Below are 19,769 nucleotides of genomic sequence, written 5' to 3'. Positions count from 1 at the left end.
TTTGCTTGCGTGGTGTTGTATGAGCGGCTAGGATCGAGCCATGAACGAACAAACCAAAGCAGTAGAAACCGGCTGGAGAGGGTCCCTGGAAGGGTGGCTCGATGCAGCCTATGAAAGCCTGACCGAGTGCGGAGTCGACACGGTGCGGGTGATGCCGCTGGCCAAAAAGCTGGGGTTGTCGAGAACCAGCTTTTACTGGTTTTTCAAGGACCGCGAAGAGCTGCTCGCTGCTTTGATCGAGCGCTGGCGGGTGAAGAACACCGGTAATCTGGTCGCCCAGACCGAGTGTTATGCCGAGAGCATTGCCGAAGCGATGCTCAATGTTTTCGACTGTTGGCTGAACCCCGATCTGTTCGATTCACAGTTCGAATTTGCCATGCGCAGTTGGGCCTTGCAGTCCGCTGAAGTGTCCGAGCATATCCGCGTGGCCGACATTGCCCGCCGCGAAGCCTTGATCCGGATGTTCATGCGCTTCGACTACACCTACGAGGGGGCCGATGTGCGGGCCCGCACGATTTACCTGACACAGATTGGCTACATCAGCACCAACACCCGAGAGGATATCGGGGAGCGAATGCGGCGGATTCCCGAGTACGTGAAGATCTTCACCGGCCAGGAACCCCTGGAGCGTGAATTGAAACGCTTCTACTCCCGCCATGGGTATGTGATGGATGAGGTTTCATCGTCTACCCAGGACTGATCGCAACGTCTGACTGACGAAGGCAGGTTCACATGTACGAAGAACCCACGATAGGCATTATCGGTGGATCGGGATGGCTTGGCCGTTCGATTGCCCTGGCAATGCTCGACAAGGCGTTTGTCCAGCCCGGGGCTTTGGTGCTTTCGAACCGCAGTGCGAGCAACCCGCTGACGAGTGCCAAGTGGTCACAGGTGACGGTAACGAGCGACAACCAGGAGTTGGTGGAGCGCTGCGAGGTGGTCATCGTGTCCGTGCGCCCCGAGCAGTTTGCCGAGGTAGAAATCTTCGCTGAAAACCGGCTGGTGATTTCCTTGATGGCAGGCGTTTCTCTGGAAGATGTGGTGCAGCGTACCGGCAGTCGGCAGGTGATTCGCGCCATGGCGAATGCCGCCGCCGAAATCGGCAAATCCTATACGCCCTGGCTGGCGACTCAACAGGTCAGCGAAGAGCAAAAAGCGTTCGCCCAGTGTTTGTTCGAAACCTTTGGTGGTGCCGATGAAGTCTTCAGCGAAAGGCATTTGAACTACCTGACGGCGTTGGTGGGTACAGGGCCTGCTTACCCGGCATTGTTGGCTCGCAGCCTGTTTCAGCATGCCGTGAGCAGCGGTTTGCCACCGGCAATCGCCCAGCGCGCTTGCCATGCAGTGGTGGTGCAAGCCAGTCAGTTGATTGGCGATGGGCGCTCCGTCGACGAACTCTTGCAGACGCTCATCAATTATCGCGGGGTCACGGCGGCGGGTCTCGACGCCATGCTCGCCAGCGGATTCGATAAAACAATAAAAGCAGGTCTGGATTCAGCGGCCTCGGTCGCCAGTTGCATGAATCCCTTTGCCCATTCTGCTGACACGAAAGAAGGTCCAATGACGCGGTAGTTGGCCCTCCTTAACTCTGGCCGCAATCGAGGTTAGCGTTTATGAATTTAAAGTCTTTCTCGAAAACGGGACTTGCACTCGGCATCGTCGCCTTCAGCGGTTGGGTGTCAGCCTCCGAGTGTGGTGATGTGACGATTGCCAACATGAACTGGCAATCGGCTGAAGTCATGGCCAACGTCGACAAGCTGATTCTCAACGCAGGTTACGGTTGCAATGCCGATCTGGTCACCGGGGATACGGTTCCGACCATCACCTCCATGGTCGAGAAGGGCCGGCCTGACATCGCCCCCGAAGGCTGGATCGACCTGGTTCCGGAGGTCGCCAGGAGCGGCATTCAAAGTGGCAATCTGATCCAGGCGGCGAACTCGTTATCCGACGGCGGCTCGCAGGGCTGGTGGATTCCGAAGTACATTGCCGATGCCCATCCGGACATCAAAAGCTTCGAGGATGTGAAAAAACATCCCGAACTGTTCCCGGCCCCTGACGACAAGAAAAAAGGCGCGATCTACAACGGCCCGCAGGGTTGGGGCGGCACCGTGGTCACCAGTCAGTTTTATAAGGCCTACGATTTCGAGAAGGCCGGTTTCGTCCTGGTGGACACCGGTTCGGCCGCCGCGCTGGATGGTTCCATCGCCAAAGCCTACGAGCGCAAGGCGCCCTGGCTGGGGTTTTACTGGGAGCCCACGGCTTTACTGGGCAAGTACCCCATGGTGAAGCTGGACAACGGCCATCCGGTCGATGCGGCGGAGTGGAAACGTTGCAATACCGTTGCTGACTGTCCTGATCCCAAACCGAATGGCTGGCCGATTGATCGGGTCTACACCCTCACCACCAAGTCCTTCGCCGCTCGCTCGCCAACGGTCATGGCGTATCTGAACAAGCGCGCCTGGTCCAACGAGACGGTGAATAAACTGATTGCCTGGATGACTGACAACCAGGCCACCGGTGAGGAAGGCGCCAAGTATTTCCTGAAAAACAACGAAGCGCTCTGGACTAAATGGGTTACCCCTGAAGCCAGCGGCAAGATCAAGGCTGCGCTTTAATCCACTTGGGTCGATGCAGCTCGCCTGTTCGCGCTGCATTGAGCCTCGCGCACCGATAACAATAAAAACACCCACGTATTGAAACGACCTGCCAGCTTCCTACGGTCTTCTACAAAAGGGGAATGTCATGGAGTGGTTACTCAGCTTTCCACACATGGAGGACGAAAGACTCCGGGCCTTGAAAAAGGCCATCGATGGCGCCTTTCGTAACTTCACCAGCACTTACGGCGACAGCTTTGAAGCCTTTTTCCAGCCGTTGCAGGTTTTCCTCAATCAGTCCGAAAGGTTCATGACCACGACGCCATGGCCAATCATCATTGTGCTGGTCGCCTTGATTGCCTGGTTCGCCAGCCGCAGTTGGAGAATTGTCCTGGGTTGCGTGTTCACACTGATGGCAATCGGTTATCTGGACATGTGGTCTGACACGATGAAGACCCTGTCGATGATCTTCGTCTGCACGGTGATATCCATCGTCATCGGCTTGCCGACCGGGATCGCGATGGCCCGTTCCAACCGTCTGCAGAACCTTGTCAGCCCGGTACTGGACGTGATGCAGACCCTGCCGAGCTTTGTCTATTTGATTCCAGTGGTGATGTTGCTGGGGATTGGCAAGGTCGCGGGGCTGATTGCGGTTGTGATCTACGCCTTGCCGCCGATGATCCGCTTGACCAACCTCGGCATCCGTCACGTTGACGCCGAGATGCTGGAGTGCGCCGACGCCTTTGGCTCATCCAGTTGGCAGAAACTGAAAAACGTCCAGTTACCCTTGGCGTTGCCCTCGATCATGGCCGGCATCAACCAGACGATCATGATGGCGCTGGCCATGGTGGTCATCGCGTCGATGATCGGGGTTCAAGGCTTGGGCCAACCGGTGCTCAAGGCTATTTCCAATCAATATTTCACCCTGGGCATTTTCAACGGGCTGGCTATTGTCGGTATTGCGGTGATCTTCGACCGAGTCAGCCAAGCCTATGGCCGAAGACTGCAAAAGCATTTGGAGAGGGTTCATGGCCACTGATCTGACCAACGATTTCGGCATCGAAATCAGGCATCTCTACAAGATTTTCGGTTACCAGGCACAGGCCAGTATCGAGCGGGTCAAACAGGGCATGAGCAAGGCTGAACTGTTGAGCAATCACAGTCATGTGCTGGGGTTGAAGGACATCAATATCAGCATGCCGTCCGGGGGGATTCAGGTGATCATGGGGCTGTCCGGTTCGGGCAAGTCGACCTTGATCCGCCATATCAACCGATTGATCGAACCCACCGCCGGCGAAGTCATCGTGGGTGGCGTGGATGTGCTCAAAATGAGCCCGACTGATTTGCGAGCGTTTCGCCGACATAAAATTTCCATGGTGTTCCAGAAGTTCGCGCTGCTGCCAAACCGCACCGTGCTCGACAACGCGGTGTATGGGTTGGAGATCCAGGGCATGTCCCGTGACAGGCAAGTAGAAATCGCTACAGGCTGGTTGGACCGGGTAGGGCTCCAGGGTTACGCAAGTCACTATCCCAATCAGCTGTCCGGAGGCATGCAGCAGCGCGTCGGCCTTGCCCGGGCATTGGCCAGTGATGCGCCTATTCTGTTGATGGATGAAGCGTTCTCGGCCCTGGATCCGCTGATCCGCATGGACATGCAGTCGGTGTTGCTGGACCTGCAAAAAGAGATCAAGAAGACCATCGTATTCATTACCCATGATCTTGATGAGGCACTGCGCATTGGTGATCGCATCGCGATCTTGCGTGACGGTGAGGTGGTGCAACAAGGCACCCGACAGGAAATCGTCATGACGCCTGCCGATGATTACATTGCCAACTTCGTCAAAGAAGTGAATCGGGGGCGGGTGATCGGCGTCGAAGCCATCATGCGGCCCATTGTTCAGGTGAAAGGTGGAGCGACGCTGACCGTACCCATGGGGACGTCATTGGAGTCAGCGGTCAAAAGACTGGTTGAGGCGGGGTTCGATGAATTGGTGGTCACTGACAGTCAGGGGCAGCCGGTCGGGCAGTTGGCGCTGAAGTCGATCATAGCGACGATGGTCACCTCGGCAGTGAGTGAGGAATCGCAGGTTGTTCAGCCAAGAGTAAAGTCGAAAGCGTGACGGCTTGCCGAAGTAAAACCGAGGGGAATTGCGGGGTGCAGAGGGGGCGTCTTCCATGACGCCGACGCAGCTTAGAGACTGTGCGATTGATTCTCAAGTGCTATTTTTAGAATCGTTTGGCCCAATGAAGCCGGGCTTCTCTTGCCAACCAATATTCCTTTGATATTATCCACGCCATCGAATTTGCAGCCCCCAAAGACTTCATTAGCCTGAAGGTAAAAGCCAGAATAACTGGCAAAAAAAACCCGGCAAAAAGCCGGGTTAAAAACCGTGATTAGCCTGATGAGGAGATAGTCCAGGAGACCGACCTGAGGTCACTTGGACAATCGACTGATCTCGCGATCAGTTGAATGCAATAATAATCATTCTCGTTTGAGAGTCAAATGATTTTATCTGCGCGACAGGAAAGCTCTTTCCTGTCCTCCCCAAACGCTCACCCGTTTCATGCGTTCCGATGCGCTTGCAAAGACCGATCGATCATCGCCTTCGCCATGTCGATCATGTGCACCGTCGAATAGGCCAGGTCGCGACTGGGACCGTTCAGGTTGCTGGCTGATTCATGTGCAGTCGCCGCGGCACATCGCAACAAATCCGAGGCATGAACCAGCGCCTCTTCTGCGCTGATCCCCGGGTTCACATCGAAGAACCGCTCCACGGCAGCGGGTTCGGACACAGTTGGTTTCAAGTAATAATCCAGCGCTCGCTGTGCGGCGGCGTTGCCTTTGGGCGAGGTCAGGGTGGTATCGATGTGCATATCTGGCAGGTCATTGCTGGGTAACGTCATGACGATGGCAAGCTCCGTGATAGATTCAGATCCGTGAATCCATCCTAGTACGAACTGTATTTGTGACTGGAATTTAAATACTACAAGTTGTGTTTTGTTGGTCGGAGTACCCCACGTATCGTGCCGCACATGGATAAATGGATTGAGTTAGTCAAAGCCAAGATGAGTGACCTCAAAGTCACTCAAGAGGTACTCGCCGACCGCCTCGGGATGTCCCAGGGTGGCGTGGGTCACTGGCTGAATAAACGCCGTCAGCCGAGCATTCAAGACATGAATCGTGTCTTGCGCGCGCTCGGGATGGATTTTCTGGAAGTGGCGATGGTGGTTCGCGAGGTCTTGCAGGACGATGAGCCTTGCCTGACGCACAAGTACAACCCGTACTTCCGTTACCCGGTCAGTGACTGGCGTGAGCCGATGCAGCTGCGTGACGGTGAGCTGGCGGTCTACGGCAAGCCACGCTTCGAACTCACCGACTACCACGCCCAGGGCGCGGCGTTCTGGCTGGTGGTCGTGGGTGATGCGATGACGGCACCCACGGGCGTGAGCATCGCTGAGGGCATGATGATCCTGGTGGACCCGGCCATTGTGCCGGAGCCCGGAAAACTGGTGATCGCGCAGTGGTCGGACAGCACCGAGGCGACGTTTCGCAAGCTGATCGAAGAGGGCGGGCAGCGTTACCTGGTCCCGCTCAATCCGACGTATCCGAAAGCCCTTTATACCGATGAATGCCGAATTCTCGGCGTAGTGGTTCAGGCAACGGCCAAATTCTAATCAGATCGGTCCTCCTAGAACGTAGGACCGATCTTCATTTCACGCTTCTTCCAGTTCGACCAATGCACTGCCTTCGCTGACCATTTCGCCTTCCTGGCAATACAAGGCCTTGATCACACCCGCGTGGGGCGCACGAATGCTGTGCTCCATTTTCATCGCCTCCAACACCACCAATTGCGCCCCGGCTTCGACCGTTTGCCCGGCCTCTACCAGCACACGCACGATGCTGCCGTTCATCGGGGCGGTGAGCCCACCCTGATGGCTGTGGCTGGCTTCGACGGCGCCGATCGGATCGTAGGACTCGATGCGGCGCAGTTCACCTTCCCATTGCAGATAAACAGAGTCGCCACGACGGATTGCTCGGTGCTGGCGGCGTACACCGTGGTGTTCGGTCAGCAATTGCTCGCCTTTAAGCTGGGCCGTGCAGACATCGCCCAGGGTCAATGCGCGGTCCTGGCCTTCGCAGCTCAAGTGCAAGGTGATTTCTTTCGGCAATCCAGCCCGGAAACCATTGCTGATTGCCCATGGCGAACTCACGTCATCTGCGCGCGGTGAATCGGCCTGGCTCTGGGCAACGGCCTGAGCGGCCGCTTGCCAGAACGCATCACTGAGGTCCGAAGGCGCGGGCAGCAATTGCTCCTGGAAGCGCGGGATAAACCCGGTGTCCAGTTCTGCCGCGGCAAACGCAGGGTGCGCGATGATCCGGCGCAGGAAGTTGATGTTGGTCTTGAGCCCGCCAATCGCAAACTCATCAAGCATGCTCAACAAGCGCAACCGCGCCTGTTCGCGATCCTCACCCCAGGCAATCAGCTTGCCGAGCATCGGGTCGTAGAACGGCGAAATCTCATCGCCTTCTTCAACACCGCTGTCGACCCGACGCCCCGGGCCTGCGGCGGATTCACGATACAGTTCCAGACGCCCGGTGGCCGGCAGGAAATCATTGGCCGGGTCCTCGGCGTACAGCCGCACTTCAATCGCGTGACCGATCAGCGGCACCTCGGCCTGGGTCATTGGCAGCGCTTCACCACGGGCCACACGAATCTGCCAGGCCACCAGGTCGAGGCCGGTGATGGCTTCGGTGACCGGGTGTTCAACCTGCAGGCGCGTGTTCATTTCCATGAAGAAGAACTCACCGCGCGAATCCAGCAAAAACTCCACGGTGCCGGCGCCGACATAACCGATGGCTTGCGCCGAACGCACGGCTGCCTCGCCCATGGCGCGGCGCAGCTCCGGACTCAAGCCTGGCGCAGGTGCTTCTTCGACGACTTTCTGGTGGCGACGCTGGATCGAGCAATCGCGTTCATTCAGGTACAAGCAGTTGCCATGCTGGTCGGCGAAGACCTGGATTTCCACGTGGCGCGGTTTGAGCAGGTACTTCTCCACCAGCATCCGTGAGTCGCCGAAGGAGGACTTCGCCTCACGTTGGGCGGAGGCCAGGGCTTCGGCCAACTGGCTGACATCCTCGACCACTTTCATGCCTTTGCCGCCACCGCCGGCGGTGGCCTTGAGCAGCACTGGATAACCGATGCGATCACACGCCTCGCGGAAGGTGTCGAAGTCCTGCGCTTCGCCGTGATAGCCCGGCACCAATGGCACGCCAGCAGTTTCCATCAGCGCTTTGGCGGCGGATTTGCTGCCCATCGCATCAATGGCCGAGGCGGGTGGGCCGAGGAAGATCAGGCCGGCGTCTTCAATCGCGCGGGCAAACCCGGCGTTCTCCGACAAAAAGCCGTAACCCGGGTGAATCGCCTGAGCGCCGCTGGCCTTGGCTGCCGCAATCAGCTTGTCGATTTGCAGGTAACTGTCGGCGGCTTTGCTGCCACCGAGGTCGACGCGGATGTCCGCTTCACGGCTGTGTCGCGCGTCACGGTCAGTGGCGCTGTGCACGGCCACGGTGGTCAGGCCCAGAGCCTTTGCGGTACGCATGACCCGGCAGGCGATTTCGCCACGGTTGGCCACCAGCAAGGTGGTGAGAACAGGTGCGCTCATCAACGTGGCTCCTTGGTGGTGGGGGCTTGCCAGTTCGGTGGACGTTTTTGCAGAAAGGCGCGCAGGCCTTCCTGACCTTCAGGGCTGACGCGGATGCGGGCGATGGCGTTTTCGGTGTAACGGCGCAGGGCCGGGGTCAGCGCGCCGTGGCCGACTTCACGCAACAAGTCTTTGCTGGTGCGCATGGCGGCGGGGCTGTTGAGCAACAGGTTGTCGATCCACTGATCGACTTTCTGCTCCAGCTCGGTGCCCGGATAGCTTTCCGACAACAAACCGATTTCCCGCGCCCGTTGCCCGCCGAAACGTTCCGCGGTCAGCGCATAACGGCGGGCCGCACGCTCACCGATGGCTTGCACCACGAACGGGCTGATCACCGCTGGCGCCAGGCCAATGCGCACTTCCGACAGGCAGAACTGCGCGTCGTCGGTGCCAATCGCCATGTCGCAGCAACTGATCAGGCCCAGCGCACCGCCGAAGGCGGCGCCTTGCACCACGGCAAGGGTGGGGATTTTCAGTTTGGCGAGGTTGTACATCAACTCCGCCAGTTCCCGGGCATCGTCAAGGTTGGTGTGGTAATCGAGCTCGGCCGATTGCTGCATCCACGCCAGGTCCGCGCCGGCGCTGAAATGCTTGCCGCGTCCACGCACCAGCAAGAACCGCAGGCTGGCGTCGCTGGCCACGGTGTCCAGCGCGAGGATCAGTTCGCGGATCATTTCTGCGTTGAACGCGTTGTTCTTTTCTTCACGGCTGAGCCACAGGGTGGCGAAACCCCGTGGGTCGGTCAGCAGTTCGAGGGTCTTGAAGTCGCTCATGGTTTTCTCCCGATCACATCCGGAACACGCCGAAGCGGCTCGGTTCGATAGGCGCGTTCAACGACGCGGACAAGGCCAGGGCCAACACATCGCGGGTCTGAGCGGGGTCGATGACGCCGTCGTCCCATAGCCGTGCGCTGGAATAGTAGGGGTGACCCTGTTCTTCGTATTGATCGAGGATCGGTTGTTTGATCTCGGCTTCCTGCTCGGCGCTGAAGCCTTGGCCGCTGCGCTCGGCCTGCTCGCGTTTGACCTGCACCAATACGCCGGCGGCTTGCTCGGCGCCCATCACGCCGATGCGTGCGTTTGGCCACATCCACAGGAAGCGCGGGTCGTAGGCCCGACCGCACATGCCGTAGTTACCGGCACCAAAACTGCCGCCGATGATCACGGTGAATTTCGGCACCTTGGCGCACGCCACGGCGGTCACCAGTTTCGCGCCATGCTTGGCGATGCCGCCGGCCTCGTACTTCTGGCCGACCATGAAACCAGTAATGTTTTGCAGGAACAGCAGCGGAATACCGCGCTGGCAGGCCAGTTCAATGAAGTGCGCGCCTTTCTGCGCGGCTTCAGCGAACAGGATGCCGTTGTTGGCGAGGATCGCGATCGGGTAACCGTGCAGGTGGGCAAAGCCGCACACCAGTGTGGTGCCGAACAGCGCTTTGAATTCATCGAACACCGAACCGTCGACCAGCCGCGCGATCACTTCGCGCACATCGAACGGCTGCTTGGCGTCCGCCGAGACCACGCCGTACAACTCGTCGCTGGCGTAGAGCGGGGCAATCGGGGCGCGTTGTTGCAGTTCGCCGAGCTTGCGCCAGTTGAGGTTGGCGACGCTGCGTCGGGCAATGGCCAAGGCGTGTTCATCGCTCTCGGCATAGTGGTCGGCGACCCCGGAAATCTTGCAATGCACATCGGCCCCGCCGAGGTCTTCGGCGCTGACCACTTCACCGGTCGCGGCTTTTACCAGCGGCGGACCGGCGAGGAAAATCGTCGCTTGCTGGCGTACCATGATTGCTTCGTCGGCCATCGCTGGCACATAAGCGCCACCGGCGGTGCACGAACCCATCACCACAGCAATCTGCGGAATGCCCATGGCGCTCATGTTGGCCTGGTTGAAGAAGATCCGCCCGAAGTGATCGCGATCCGGGAACACTTCATCCTGACGCGGCAGGTTGGCGCCACCGGAGTCCACCAGATAGATGCACGGCAGGCGGTTCTGCTGGGCGATGGTTTGGGCGCGCAGGTGTTTTTTCACGGTCAGCGGGTAATACGAACCGCCTTTCACCGTGGCGTCGTTGGCGACGATCATGCACTCGACACCTTCCACGCGACCGATCCCGGCGATCACGCCAGCGGCCGGAACGTCTTCACCGTACACCTCGTAGGCCGCCAGTTGGCTGATCTCAAGAAACGGCGAGCCCGGATCGAGTAAACGATTGATGCGCTCGCGAGGCAGCAATTTGCCCCGCGAGGTGTGGCGCTCTTGAGCCTTCGGGCCACCACCGAGCTGCACTTGGGCGAGCAGGGTGTGCAGGGCGTCGACCTGTTTGAGCATCGCCGCGCTGTTGGCGGCGAACTCCGCCGAACGGGGGTTGAGCTGGGTATGCAGGATAGCCATGGACAGCTCCGTTTAGCGGGTTTCGTTGAACAGTTCGCGACCGATCAGCATGCGACGGATCTCACTGGTGCCGGCGCCGATTTCGTACAGCTTGGCGTCACGCAGCAGACGACCGGCCGGGAATTCGTTGATGTAACCGTTGCCACCGAGAATCTGGATTGCGTCGAGGGCCATTTGCGTGGCGCGTTCGGCGCTGTAGAGGATCACGCCGGCAGCGTCCTTGCGCGTGGTTTCGCCACGCTCGCAAGCCTGGGCCACCGCATAGAGGTAAGCGCGGCTGGCGTTGAGTTGGGTGTACATGTCGGCGACTTTGCCCTGGATCAGCTGGAATTCGCCGATGCTTTGGCCGAATTGCTTGCGATCATGGATGTACGGCACGATCAGGTCCATGCACGCCTGCATGATGCCGGTCGGGCCGCCGGAGAGCACGACGCGCTCGTAGTCGAGGCCGCTCATCAACACTTTCACGCCGCCGTTGAGCACGCCGAGGATGTTTTCTTCCGGCACTTCGACGTCGTCGAAGAACAGCTCGCAAGTGTTGGAGCCGCGCATGCCGAGCTTGTCGAACTTGTTGCTGCGGCTGAAGCCTTTCCAGTCGCGTTCGACGATGAATGCGGTGATGCCGTGCGGACCTTTTTCCAGGTCGGTCTTGGCGTAGATCACGTAGGTGTTGGCGTCAGGGCCGTTGGTGATCCAGGTCTTGCTGCCGTTGAGCACGTACTTGTCACCGCGTTTGTCGGCGCGCAGTTTCATCGAGACCACATCGGAACCGGCGTTCGGTTCGCTCATGGCCAGGGCGCCGATGTGTTCACCGCTGATCAACTTCGGCAGGTACTTGGATTTTTGCTCGTGGTTGCCATTGCGGTTGATCTGGTTGACGCAGAGGTTGGAGTGGGCGCCGTAGGACAAGGCCACCGACGCCGAACCGCGGCTGATTTCTTCCATCGCCACAACGTGGGCCAGGTAGCCCAGGCCAGCGCCGCCGTATTCTTCCGGTACGGTAATGCCGAGCAGGCCCATGTCGCCGAATTTGCGCCACAGGTCTGCGGGGAACAGGTTGTCGATGTCGATCTGAGCGGCGCGCGGGGCGATCTCTTTGGCGACGAAGGACTGAACCTGATCGCGCAGCATGTCGATGGTTTCACCGAGGGCAAAATTCAGGGATGGGTAGCTCATGGGGCACCTTTTGGCTTTTTTGTAGGGTGGGGAGGGCAATGATTCGGCTCTCACCTTTACGTTAACGTAAGCCTGTGACGAATGGCTGTCAATCACCCTTTACGTTAACGTCAACTTGAGCGAGAGTAGAGCCAGTTCAAGATAGAACGCGGGCATCCTGTGGGAGCGCCGCCAGCCCATTAATAAAGACAATAGGGGTCATCATGGATCAACCCAGTGCAAGCCCGCAGCGCAGCTATACCCGTGGTTCCCAGGACAAAGCCTTGCTGGCGATGACCATCGGCCAGGCGTTCGATAACACCGTCGCGCAGCAGGCGACCGGGGAGGCGCTGGTCGTGCGCCATCAACAGTTGCGCTACACCTGGCAGCAACTGGCCGAGGTCGTTGACCTGCATGCCAGAGCGCTGCTCGCGCTGGGCTTGCAGGCCGGTGATCGACTCGGCATCTGGGCGCCGAACTGCGCGCAGTGGTGCATCAGCCAGTTCGCCAGCGCGAAAATCGGCGTGATTCTGGTCAACATCAACCCGGCGTACCGCAGCTCTGAACTCGAATACGTGTTGAAACAATCCGGTTGCCAATGGCTGGTCTGCGCCGGCGCGTTCAAAACATCCAACTATCACGGAATGCTGCAAGGGCTCGTTCCCGAACTGGCCGAGCAATCCATCGGACAGTTACACAGTGAGCGCCTGCCTGATTTGCGCGGCGTCATCAGCCTGGATGCGCAGCCACCTTCAGGTTTTCTGCCGTGGTCGCAATTGGCGGATCTGGCCGCCAGCGTTTCGAATGAACAGCTGCGCGAACGCCAGGACAGCCTGCATTTCGATCAACCGGTAAACATCCAGTACACCTCCGGCACCACCGGATTCCCGAAAGGCGCGACCCTCAGTCACTACAACATTCTCAACAACGGATACATGGTCGGCGAAAGCCTCGGCCTGACCGCTAATGATCGCCTGGTGATCCCGGTGCCGCTGTATCACTGCTTCGGCATGGTCATGGGCAACCTCGGCTGCATCACCCACGGCAGCACGATGATTTACCCGAACGATGCCTTCGATCCATTGCTGACCCTGACCACTGTCGCCGAAGAAAAAGCCACGGCGCTGTATGGCGTACCGACCATGTTCATCGCCATGCTCGATCAGCCCCAGCGCGCCGAATTCGATCTGTCGAGCCTGCGCACCGGAATCATGGCCGGTGCCACGTGCCCGATCGAAGTGATGCGCCGGGTCATCAACGAAATGCACATGAATGAAGTGCAGATTGCCTACGGCATGACGGAAACAAGCCCTGTGTCGTTACAGACCGGTCCGTCAGACGAGCTGGAGTTACGCGTGACCACCGTCGGCCGCACCCAGCCGCAGCTGGAAAGCAAAATCATCGACGAGGCCGGTAATCTCGTGCCGCGCGGCACCATTGGTGAACTGTGCACCCGTGGCTACAGCGTGATGCTCGGCTACTGGAACAACCCGCAAGGCACCGCGGAAGCCATCGATCAGGCCGGCTGGATGCACACCGGCGACCTGGCGAGCATGAACGACGAAGGCTACGTGTGCATTGCCGGGCGCAACAAGGACATGATCATCCGTGGCGGCGAGAACGTTTACCCGCGGGAGCTGGAAGAGTTTTTCTTTACCCACCCGGCGGTGGCGGACGTGCAGGTGATCGGCATTCCCTGCTCGCGTTATGGCGAAGAGATAGTTGCCTGGATCAAGTTCCACCCGGGCCACAGCGCCACCGAGCAGGAACTGCAAGCCTGGTGCAAGGAGCGCATCGCGCACTTCAAGACGCCGCGTTACTTCAAGTTTGTGGAGGAGTTTCCGATGACCGTGACCGGCAAGATCCAGAAATTCCGGATGCGTGAGATCAGTATCGAAGAACTGCGCGAAAACAAAGGCTAAACCCATCCCCCTGTAGGAGTAAGCCTGCTCGCGATAGCGGTGAGTCAGTCGACATCGATGTTGGATGTGCTGCCGCCATCGCGAGCAGGCTCACTCCTACAGAGAGCGGGGGAAATCACAAATCCCGGAAAGCACAAAGGGGAGCCGAAGCTCCCCTTTAATTTTGTCGTTGCGCGTGCTCTTTTTTTATTATTGAGGGGCGGTCTGTTTTTGTTTTTAGTGACCGTGACCCTTTACCGCTGTTTTTGTCGATCCCCATCCGGGATCAAGAGCAAACGTATTTTTTTGAGCGCTGATCTACTTTTTCGCTGAGCGATCCAACCAGTTCGGGAGCTACCTGAGGGTAGTTTTATTGTTCTCTGCCCGGTTGCGGGTAACTCCGAAAAGCACCCTGAAAAGCACATCCTCTCCAAAAAAATCTGTTAGCTGCGTCTCTGCCGTGTTGTTTTTGTTATGTCAGAGTCGTTACGTCTTATTTTTATTAGGGCTTGCTGCTTTTTTTGTTCTTGTTATGCAGTAGAGATAGCAGAAGCCGTGCCAACTTTTTAAAACCCTTTAAAATCAATGCTTTAAGATTTTGTAGGGTTTTCCGTATCAGGGAAAACCCTGGAATCTGTTTCCGTGTTACTCGCTTGCGCCCACCTTTGTGTCCACGCGGTAACACCCGGACACACTCACTGTGCGCTGCGAGCCTTGGCCACGCGCGAACCGCTTGGACGCCCCAGTACCGTGCAAATCTGTTGGCCGGCCAGGATCAATGCATCCAGGTCGATACCGGTCTCTATACCCAGGCCATTGAGCAGGTAAACCACGTCTTCAGTGGCAACGTTACCGCTGGCACCCTTGGCGTACGGGCAGCCGCCGAGGCCGGCGATGGAGCTGTCGAACACCGAGATTCCTTCCAGCAGGCTGGCGTAGATGTTGGCCATGGCCTGGCCGTAGGTGTCGTGGAAGTGCCCGGCGAGTTTTTCACGGGGCACGTCGGCTGCGACCACCTCGAACATCTTGCGCGTGGCGCCAGCGGTGCCGGTGCCGATCGTGTCGCCCAGCGACACTTCGTAACAGCCCATGGCATAGAGCTCGCGCGCGACCCGGGCGACTTGCTCGGGGGCGACGTTACCTTCGTAAGGGCAGCCCAGCACACAGGACACGTAACCGCGCACGCTCACGCCGTGTTGCTTGGCGGCGTCCATGATCGGTACGAAACGCTCCAGGCTTTCGCTGATCGAGCAGTTGATGTTGCGTTGCGAGAAGGCTTCAGACGCGGCGGCGAACACCGCGACTTCCTTGACCCCGGCCGCCATCGCATCTTCAAACCCGCGCAGATTGGGGGCGAGGGCGCCATAGGTCACGCCGGGTTTGCGCTGGATTTGCGCGAAAACCTCAGCGGAACCGGCCATTTGCGGCACCCATTTGGGGGAAACGAAACTGCCGACTTCTATATAGCCGAGGCCGGCGGCGGTCAGGGCGTCGACCAGTTGAACCTTGTCGGCAACGCTGATGGGTTGGGCTTCGTTTTGCAGACCGTCGCGGGGGCCGACTTCGACCATGCGTACGTGGGTGGGTAGAGACATGGGAATCGACCTGTGTTGATTGTCTGAATGTTCAAATAACCCTGCAGGAGTGAGCCTGCTCGCGATAGCAGATTTACATTCAACACATGTATTGACTGATCCGGCGCTATCGCGAGCAGACTCACTCCTGCAAGGGGATTGTGTGGCCCTATTGAATAACCTTCTGGTTCTGGATGGTCTGTTCCAGCGCTTGAGTGCAGCGTTCCTGCGCGGTATCCAGTTCCAGCTTCATCTGCTCGATGTCGAGCATCTGCTGTTCCAGCTGCTCGCGGCGCTCGGCGATCTTGCTCAACATGGTTTGCAGTTGTTTCTGATTGCCGCCTGTGGGGTCATATAGCTCGATCAGCTCGCGGCACTCGGCCAGGGAGAAGCCGATGCGCTTGCCCCGCAGAATCAGCTTCAGGCTGACCTTGTCGCGGGGCGAGTAGATACGTTCCTGGCCGCGACGCTCGGGGCTGAGCAAGCCTTGCTCTTCATAAAAGCGGATGGCCCGCGTTGTGATGTCGAGCTCGCGGGCGAGGTCGGAAATGCTATAGGTCTGGCTGCTCATGGAAGCGCTCGAAAAAGGTCATGGCGCTAAGCTAATGTCAGGTTGACGTTTACGTCAAGGGGCTGGGGTCTATGGTTTTCTTAAGGGCCTCATCGCGAGCGGGCTCACTCCTACAGGAGATCTCTGCACAGACATAGATTGACTAGTCACCGTAGATCCCCTGTAGGAGTGAGCCTGCTCGCGATGGGAGCACCTCGGTATCAAGTCCTACACCTTTTCAAGCTTCTTCTCATGCGCCGTCACCTGCTGGCACAACTCGATCATCTGCTCGCGCATCCAGCGGTTCGCCGGGTCCTGGTCAGTGCTTTCGTGCCAGTAAAGATGAGTTTCCACCGGCGGCACGTCATTGACCGGCAAGCTGAAGGCGTGCAAGTCATTGCGACGGGCAAAGCGCTCCGGCACGGTCATGACCATGTCGGTCTGCTGCAATACTTGCGAGGCCATCAGGTAATGCTGGGAGCGCAGGGCGATTTTGCGCTGAATGCCCATTTTCCCCAGTGCCAGGTCGACATGCCCCAGACCACTGCGGCGGCTGGAAATATGGATGTGGGTCAGCGACAGATAATCATCCAGAGTGAATTTCTCTTTGCCCGCCATTGGGTGGCCCTTGCGCATGGCGCACACGTACCGGTCTTCCATCAACTTGACGTGGCGCACTTGCGGGTCAGTATTGAGCGGCGCATCCACCGCGAAGTCGAGACGCCCGGCCGCCAGTTCCTTGGTGGTTTCGCGGCGCTTGGACAGGAAACTTTCAATGATCACCGTCGGCGCCAGGCGGCGCAGGCGCTGAAACAGTGGCGGCAGGATCACCGCTTCGGTGAGGTCGGTCATGCTGATGCGGTACGTCTTGACCGCTTGCAACGGGTTGAAAATGCGGCTTTCCTGCACCGACACCCGCAACAGGGAGAGGGCGTTACGCACCGGCCCGATGATGTTCTGGGCCATGGGCGTCGGCACCATGCCTTGGGCAGTGCGCACAAACAACGGATCGTTGAAGGTCTCGCGCAAGCGGGCCAGAGCGTTCGAGACGGCGGGCTGGGTAATGCCGACAATCTGCCCGGCACGGGTCAGGTTGGCTTCGGTGTAGATCGCGTCGAAGACGATGAAAAGGTTGAGGTCGACCTTGCTCAGATTCATTGCGCTGCACTCTTATTGTTGGTTCTCAATCACCCGATCATATATCGGTGATGAATGTTAATACACGCCGAGAATAGGCTAGGTAAATTATCAACGCTGTTCTAGCATCGATACATGACCAAAAACAACCTCTGCCCAAGAAGGTAAATGCTCATGGATTTCGCTTATTCGCCCAAGGTTCAGGCACTGCGTGAGCGCGTAACCGCGTTCATGGACACTTACGTTTATCCCGCCGAAGCCGTGTTCGAGCGCCAGGTTGCCGAAGGCGATCGGTGGCAGCCGACGGCGATCATGGAAGAACTCAAACTCAAGGCCAAGGCCGAAGGTCTGTGGAATTTGTTTCTGCCTGAGTCCGAACTCGGCGCCGGCCTGACCAACCTCGAATACGCGCCGCTGGCCGAAATCATGGGCCGTTCGTTGCTGGGCCCGGAGCCGTTCAACTGCTCCGCGCCAGACACCGGCAACATGGAAGTGTTGGTACGCTACGCCAACGAAGAACAGAAACAACGCTGGCTCGAACCGCTGTTGCGCGGGGAAATCCGCTCGGCGTTCGCCATGACCGAGCCGGATGTTGCCTCCTCCGACGCGACCAACATGGCCGCCCGCGCCGTGCGTGATGGCGATCAGTGGGTCATCAACGGCAAGAAATGGTGGACCTCAGGCGCCTGCGATCCACGCTGCAAGATTCTGATCTTCATGGGCCTGAGCGATCCGGATGCGCCGCGCCACGCCCAGCACTCGATGATTCTGGTGCCGGTGGATACCCCGGGCGTGAAGATCGTCCGTCCGCTGCCGGTGTTCGGTTATGACGACGCGCCGCACGGCCACGCCGAAGTGCTGTTCGAAAATGTCCGCGTGCCGTACGAAAACGTCCTGCTGGGCGAAGGACGCGGCTTCGAAATCGCTCAGGGTCGCCTGGGCCCAGGCCGGATTCACCACTGCATGCGTTCGATCGGCATGGCGGAGCGCGCGCTGGAATTGATGTGCAAACGCTCGGTCAGCCGTACCGCATTCGGCAAGCCGTTGGCACGCCTGGGGGGCAACATCGACAAGATCGCCGACTCGCGGATGGAAATCGACATGGCACGGCTGCTGACGCTGAAAGCGGCGTACATGATGGACACCGTGGGCAACAAAGTGGCGAAGAGCGAAATCGCGCAGATCAAGGTAGTCGCGCCGAACGTGGCCTTGCGCGTTATCGACCGGGCGATCCAGATCCACGGCGGGGCAGGGGTTTCCAACGATTTCCCGCTGGCCTACATGTATGCCATGCAGCGCACCCTGCGCCTGGCCGACGGCCCGGACGAAGTGCACCGTGCGGCGATTGGCAAATTCGAGATTGGCAAGTATGTGCCGAAAGAAATGATGCGTAGCGGGCACTGACAAAACCTTGAGTACGCCAGCAGACGGCTTCGCTGCTGGCGTCCCGGGAGTCTTTATCGCGAGGTTTGTCAGCCCTGCACACCGCAGACGACGGACATAAACGCGTTTTCTCGCCTGCCTGCAACGATGATCCTCCCGCCTTCCTGAATGGTCACAGAATACGGGGTGCCCGGCACTGATGATTTGATCCAGCCCGTGTTACCAAAACCTGTGTCAAAAGTACCGTCAGGCAATAACCTTCCCCAAAACATTGAAGAAGGGAACCCGGGCGTCCAACCTGCCACGACAATTTTTTCGTCGTGGGGCTGAATCGACAGTGCGCTCCAATTCGCGTTTTGATGACCTAGCTCCGTACGTAATTCCTGACCTCCGTTAAACGTCTGGTCAGGTTTTCCATGGGTGTCAAATCGCATCAACAGGGCTGCAGAACGCCCGGTCATACCCGCGCAAAGCAGCTTCCCGTCGGCCTGAGCGATCAACTGACCCAATTCATACCGGCCGTCTTCAGGTCCTAACCGCACATATCCGTCGTTGCCAAAACTCTTGTCGCGTGTGCCGTTAATGTCAAACCGCGCCAGCACAATTTGGGAGACGGAAGCACTTGCCGTGACGTAATGGCCACCGACAACCATTTTGCTGTCCGGTTGTATAACCACGCTAATCATTCGGCTGAGGTGCTCGCCAAAACTGATCTCGACGTTGCCTTGCTCACCGAAATCGCGATCAATCCCGTCACTGTTATCGCCTCTCCCATCCTTTTTCAAGCGTGTCAGTTGCCCCAAATTGCCAACACCCGAGGCATCAATCTTCTGGGTCAGAACGACGATTTTGCCGTCGTGCTGGAGGCATCCGTCAGTCGAATCGTAATTTGAGGAGAATGCAGGAGGGGGCAACTGTACGGTGCCGAAAACAAGGTCAGGGCTGCCACTGTCATTGAGACGTAAAACTGCCGGTGCTCCTGGTTTTCCTTGGTCAGTGAGAATATCGCCGATGACCAGAATTTTTTGCTCTTGAAGTATCAGTCGGCAGGGTTTGGATCTTCTGCCACTTTCAAACTGTCCCGTCACAATACCGTCGTCACCAAATGCAGTATCTCGACCGCCATTGATGAGGTTCCTGCGGATTTGAAATGCTACACCGTCCTCGATGGCGTAAGTCAGCGTGCCGTTGTCCGAAGAGACAATCGAATGAACAGTGCCGTTGGCAGGACCCGGCACAGTGCCTAGAAAACCAAAGGACTGATCCAGATCACCAGACTTTGACAACGGTATTGGCGCTTGAGTGGGGTTTGTCATGTCAGCGTTCCTTTCTGGTGAGAAACCCTTGATCGGGATGCCACCATTAAGCGACTGCCATC

At 58.3% G+C, this 19,769-nt stretch carries 17 protein-coding genes; 8 read left to right on the top strand and 9 right to left on the bottom strand.

The window, feature by feature from the left end; genetic code table 11:
* The first annotated feature begins 40 nt into the window (after positions 1 to 40).
* The 5 genes from H8F22_RS14740 (at position 41) to H8F22_RS14720 (ending at position 4,714) form a co-directional block, all read left to right on the top strand.
* Positions 41 to 700, top strand: a complete 660-nt coding sequence (locus tag H8F22_RS14740; RefSeq protein ID WP_032833623.1) for a TetR/AcrR family transcriptional regulator — start codon at positions 41 to 43, stop codon at positions 698 to 700.
* Positions 701 to 732: 32 nt separating this feature from the next.
* Positions 733 to 1,572, top strand: coding sequence for a pyrroline-5-carboxylate reductase family protein (locus tag H8F22_RS14735; protein WP_027925058.1), 840 nt, complete (start codon positions 733 to 735; stop codon positions 1,570 to 1,572).
* Positions 1,573 to 1,613: 41 nt separating this feature from the next.
* Positions 1,614 to 2,615 (top strand): ABC transporter substrate-binding protein, encoded by a 1,002-nt coding sequence (locus H8F22_RS14730; RefSeq protein WP_027925059.1) that lies wholly within the window; start codon positions 1,614 to 1,616, stop codon positions 2,613 to 2,615.
* Between the two features lie 154 nt (positions 2,616 to 2,769).
* Positions 2,770 to 3,633 (top strand): ABC transporter permease, encoded by an 864-nt coding sequence (locus H8F22_RS14725; protein ID WP_371258955.1) that lies wholly within the window; start codon positions 2,770 to 2,772, stop codon positions 3,631 to 3,633.
* Entirely contained in the window at positions 3,623 to 4,714 is a 1,092-nt protein-coding gene (locus H8F22_RS14720) for a quaternary amine ABC transporter ATP-binding protein (RefSeq protein WP_059182564.1), read from the top strand. The genes H8F22_RS14725 and H8F22_RS14720 overlap by 11 nt, the downstream gene beginning before the upstream one ends.
* A gap of 442 nt (positions 4,715 to 5,156) precedes the next feature.
* On the opposite strand, the gene H8F22_RS14715 is transcribed toward H8F22_RS14720, so the two are convergent.
* Positions 5,157 to 5,498 (bottom strand): DUF6124 family protein, encoded by a 342-nt coding sequence (locus H8F22_RS14715; protein WP_027925061.1) that lies wholly within the window; start codon positions 5,496 to 5,498, stop codon positions 5,157 to 5,159.
* A 129-nt stretch (positions 5,499 to 5,627) separates the two neighbouring features.
* Between H8F22_RS14715 and H8F22_RS14710 the strand changes: the two genes are divergently transcribed.
* Entirely contained in the window at positions 5,628 to 6,269 is a 642-nt protein-coding gene (locus tag H8F22_RS14710; protein ID WP_027925062.1) for a LexA family protein, read from the top strand.
* A gap of 39 nt (positions 6,270 to 6,308) precedes the next feature.
* On the opposite strand, the gene H8F22_RS14705 is transcribed toward H8F22_RS14710, so the two are convergent.
* Genes H8F22_RS14705 through H8F22_RS14690 form a run of 4 tightly spaced genes read right to left on the bottom strand, consistent with a single transcriptional unit; the run spans position 6,309 to position 11,867 of the window.
* Positions 6,309 to 8,258: an acetyl/propionyl/methylcrotonyl-CoA carboxylase subunit alpha gene (locus H8F22_RS14705; RefSeq protein ID WP_194940367.1), complete on the bottom strand. Its 1,950-nt coding sequence runs from the start codon at positions 8,256 to 8,258 to the stop codon at positions 6,309 to 6,311.
* Entirely contained in the window at positions 8,258 to 9,070 is an 813-nt protein-coding gene (locus tag H8F22_RS14700) for a gamma-carboxygeranoyl-CoA hydratase (protein WP_059182567.1), read from the bottom strand. The genes H8F22_RS14705 and H8F22_RS14700 overlap by 1 nt, the downstream gene beginning before the upstream one ends.
* A 13-nt stretch (positions 9,071 to 9,083) precedes the next feature.
* Positions 9,084 to 10,691: a carboxyl transferase domain-containing protein gene (locus H8F22_RS14695; RefSeq protein ID WP_194940366.1), complete on the bottom strand. Its 1,608-nt coding sequence runs from the start codon at positions 10,689 to 10,691 to the stop codon at positions 9,084 to 9,086.
* 12 nt (positions 10,692 to 10,703) lie between these two features.
* Positions 10,704 to 11,867: an isovaleryl-CoA dehydrogenase gene (locus H8F22_RS14690; protein WP_007946948.1), complete on the bottom strand. Its 1,164-nt coding sequence runs from the start codon at positions 11,865 to 11,867 to the stop codon at positions 10,704 to 10,706.
* Between the two features lie 203 nt (positions 11,868 to 12,070).
* Here H8F22_RS14690 and H8F22_RS14685 point away from each other — a divergent pair, with 203 nt between their 5' ends.
* Complete coding sequence (locus H8F22_RS14685; protein WP_027925067.1) at positions 12,071 to 13,768, top strand: AMP-binding protein; 1,698 nt, start codon at positions 12,071 to 12,073, stop codon at positions 13,766 to 13,768.
* A gap of 674 nt (positions 13,769 to 14,442) precedes the next feature.
* On the opposite strand, the gene H8F22_RS14680 is transcribed toward H8F22_RS14685, so the two are convergent.
* From H8F22_RS14680 to H8F22_RS14670, 3 genes are all read right to left on the bottom strand, one after another.
* Entirely contained in the window at positions 14,443 to 15,342 is a 900-nt protein-coding gene (locus tag H8F22_RS14680) for a hydroxymethylglutaryl-CoA lyase (RefSeq protein WP_027925068.1), read from the bottom strand.
* Positions 15,343 to 15,490: 148 nt separating this feature from the next.
* Positions 15,491 to 15,892 carry a MerR family transcriptional regulator gene (locus H8F22_RS14675; protein WP_027925069.1) on the bottom strand — a complete coding sequence of 134 codons (402 nt, stop codon included), beginning with the start codon at positions 15,890 to 15,892 and terminating at the stop codon, positions 15,491 to 15,493.
* A 207-nt stretch (positions 15,893 to 16,099) separates the two neighbouring features.
* A complete protein-coding gene (locus H8F22_RS14670) occupies positions 16,100 to 17,029 on the bottom strand; it encodes a LysR family transcriptional regulator (RefSeq protein WP_027925070.1) in 930 nt (309 codons plus the stop codon).
* A 153-nt stretch (positions 17,030 to 17,182) separates the two neighbouring features.
* Here H8F22_RS14670 and H8F22_RS14665 point away from each other — a divergent pair, with 153 nt between their 5' ends.
* Complete coding sequence (locus H8F22_RS14665) at positions 17,183 to 18,412, top strand: acyl-CoA dehydrogenase (RefSeq protein WP_027925071.1); 1,230 nt, start codon at positions 17,183 to 17,185, stop codon at positions 18,410 to 18,412.
* Between the two features lie 68 nt (positions 18,413 to 18,480).
* Here H8F22_RS14665 and H8F22_RS14660 read toward each other — a convergent pair whose 3' ends face one another.
* Complete coding sequence (locus tag H8F22_RS14660; protein ID WP_194940365.1) at positions 18,481 to 19,707, bottom strand: NHL repeat-containing protein; 1,227 nt, start codon at positions 19,705 to 19,707, stop codon at positions 18,481 to 18,483.
* Positions 19,708 to 19,769: the final 62 nt, after the last annotated feature.

The sequence above is a fragment of the Pseudomonas mucoides genome (assembly GCF_015461845.1).
GTDB lineage: Bacteria > Pseudomonadota > Gammaproteobacteria > Pseudomonadales > Pseudomonadaceae > Aquipseudomonas > Aquipseudomonas mucoides.
The sequence above is the reverse complement of the archived record's forward strand: the minus strand, read 5'-3'. Positions and strand labels throughout refer to the sequence as shown.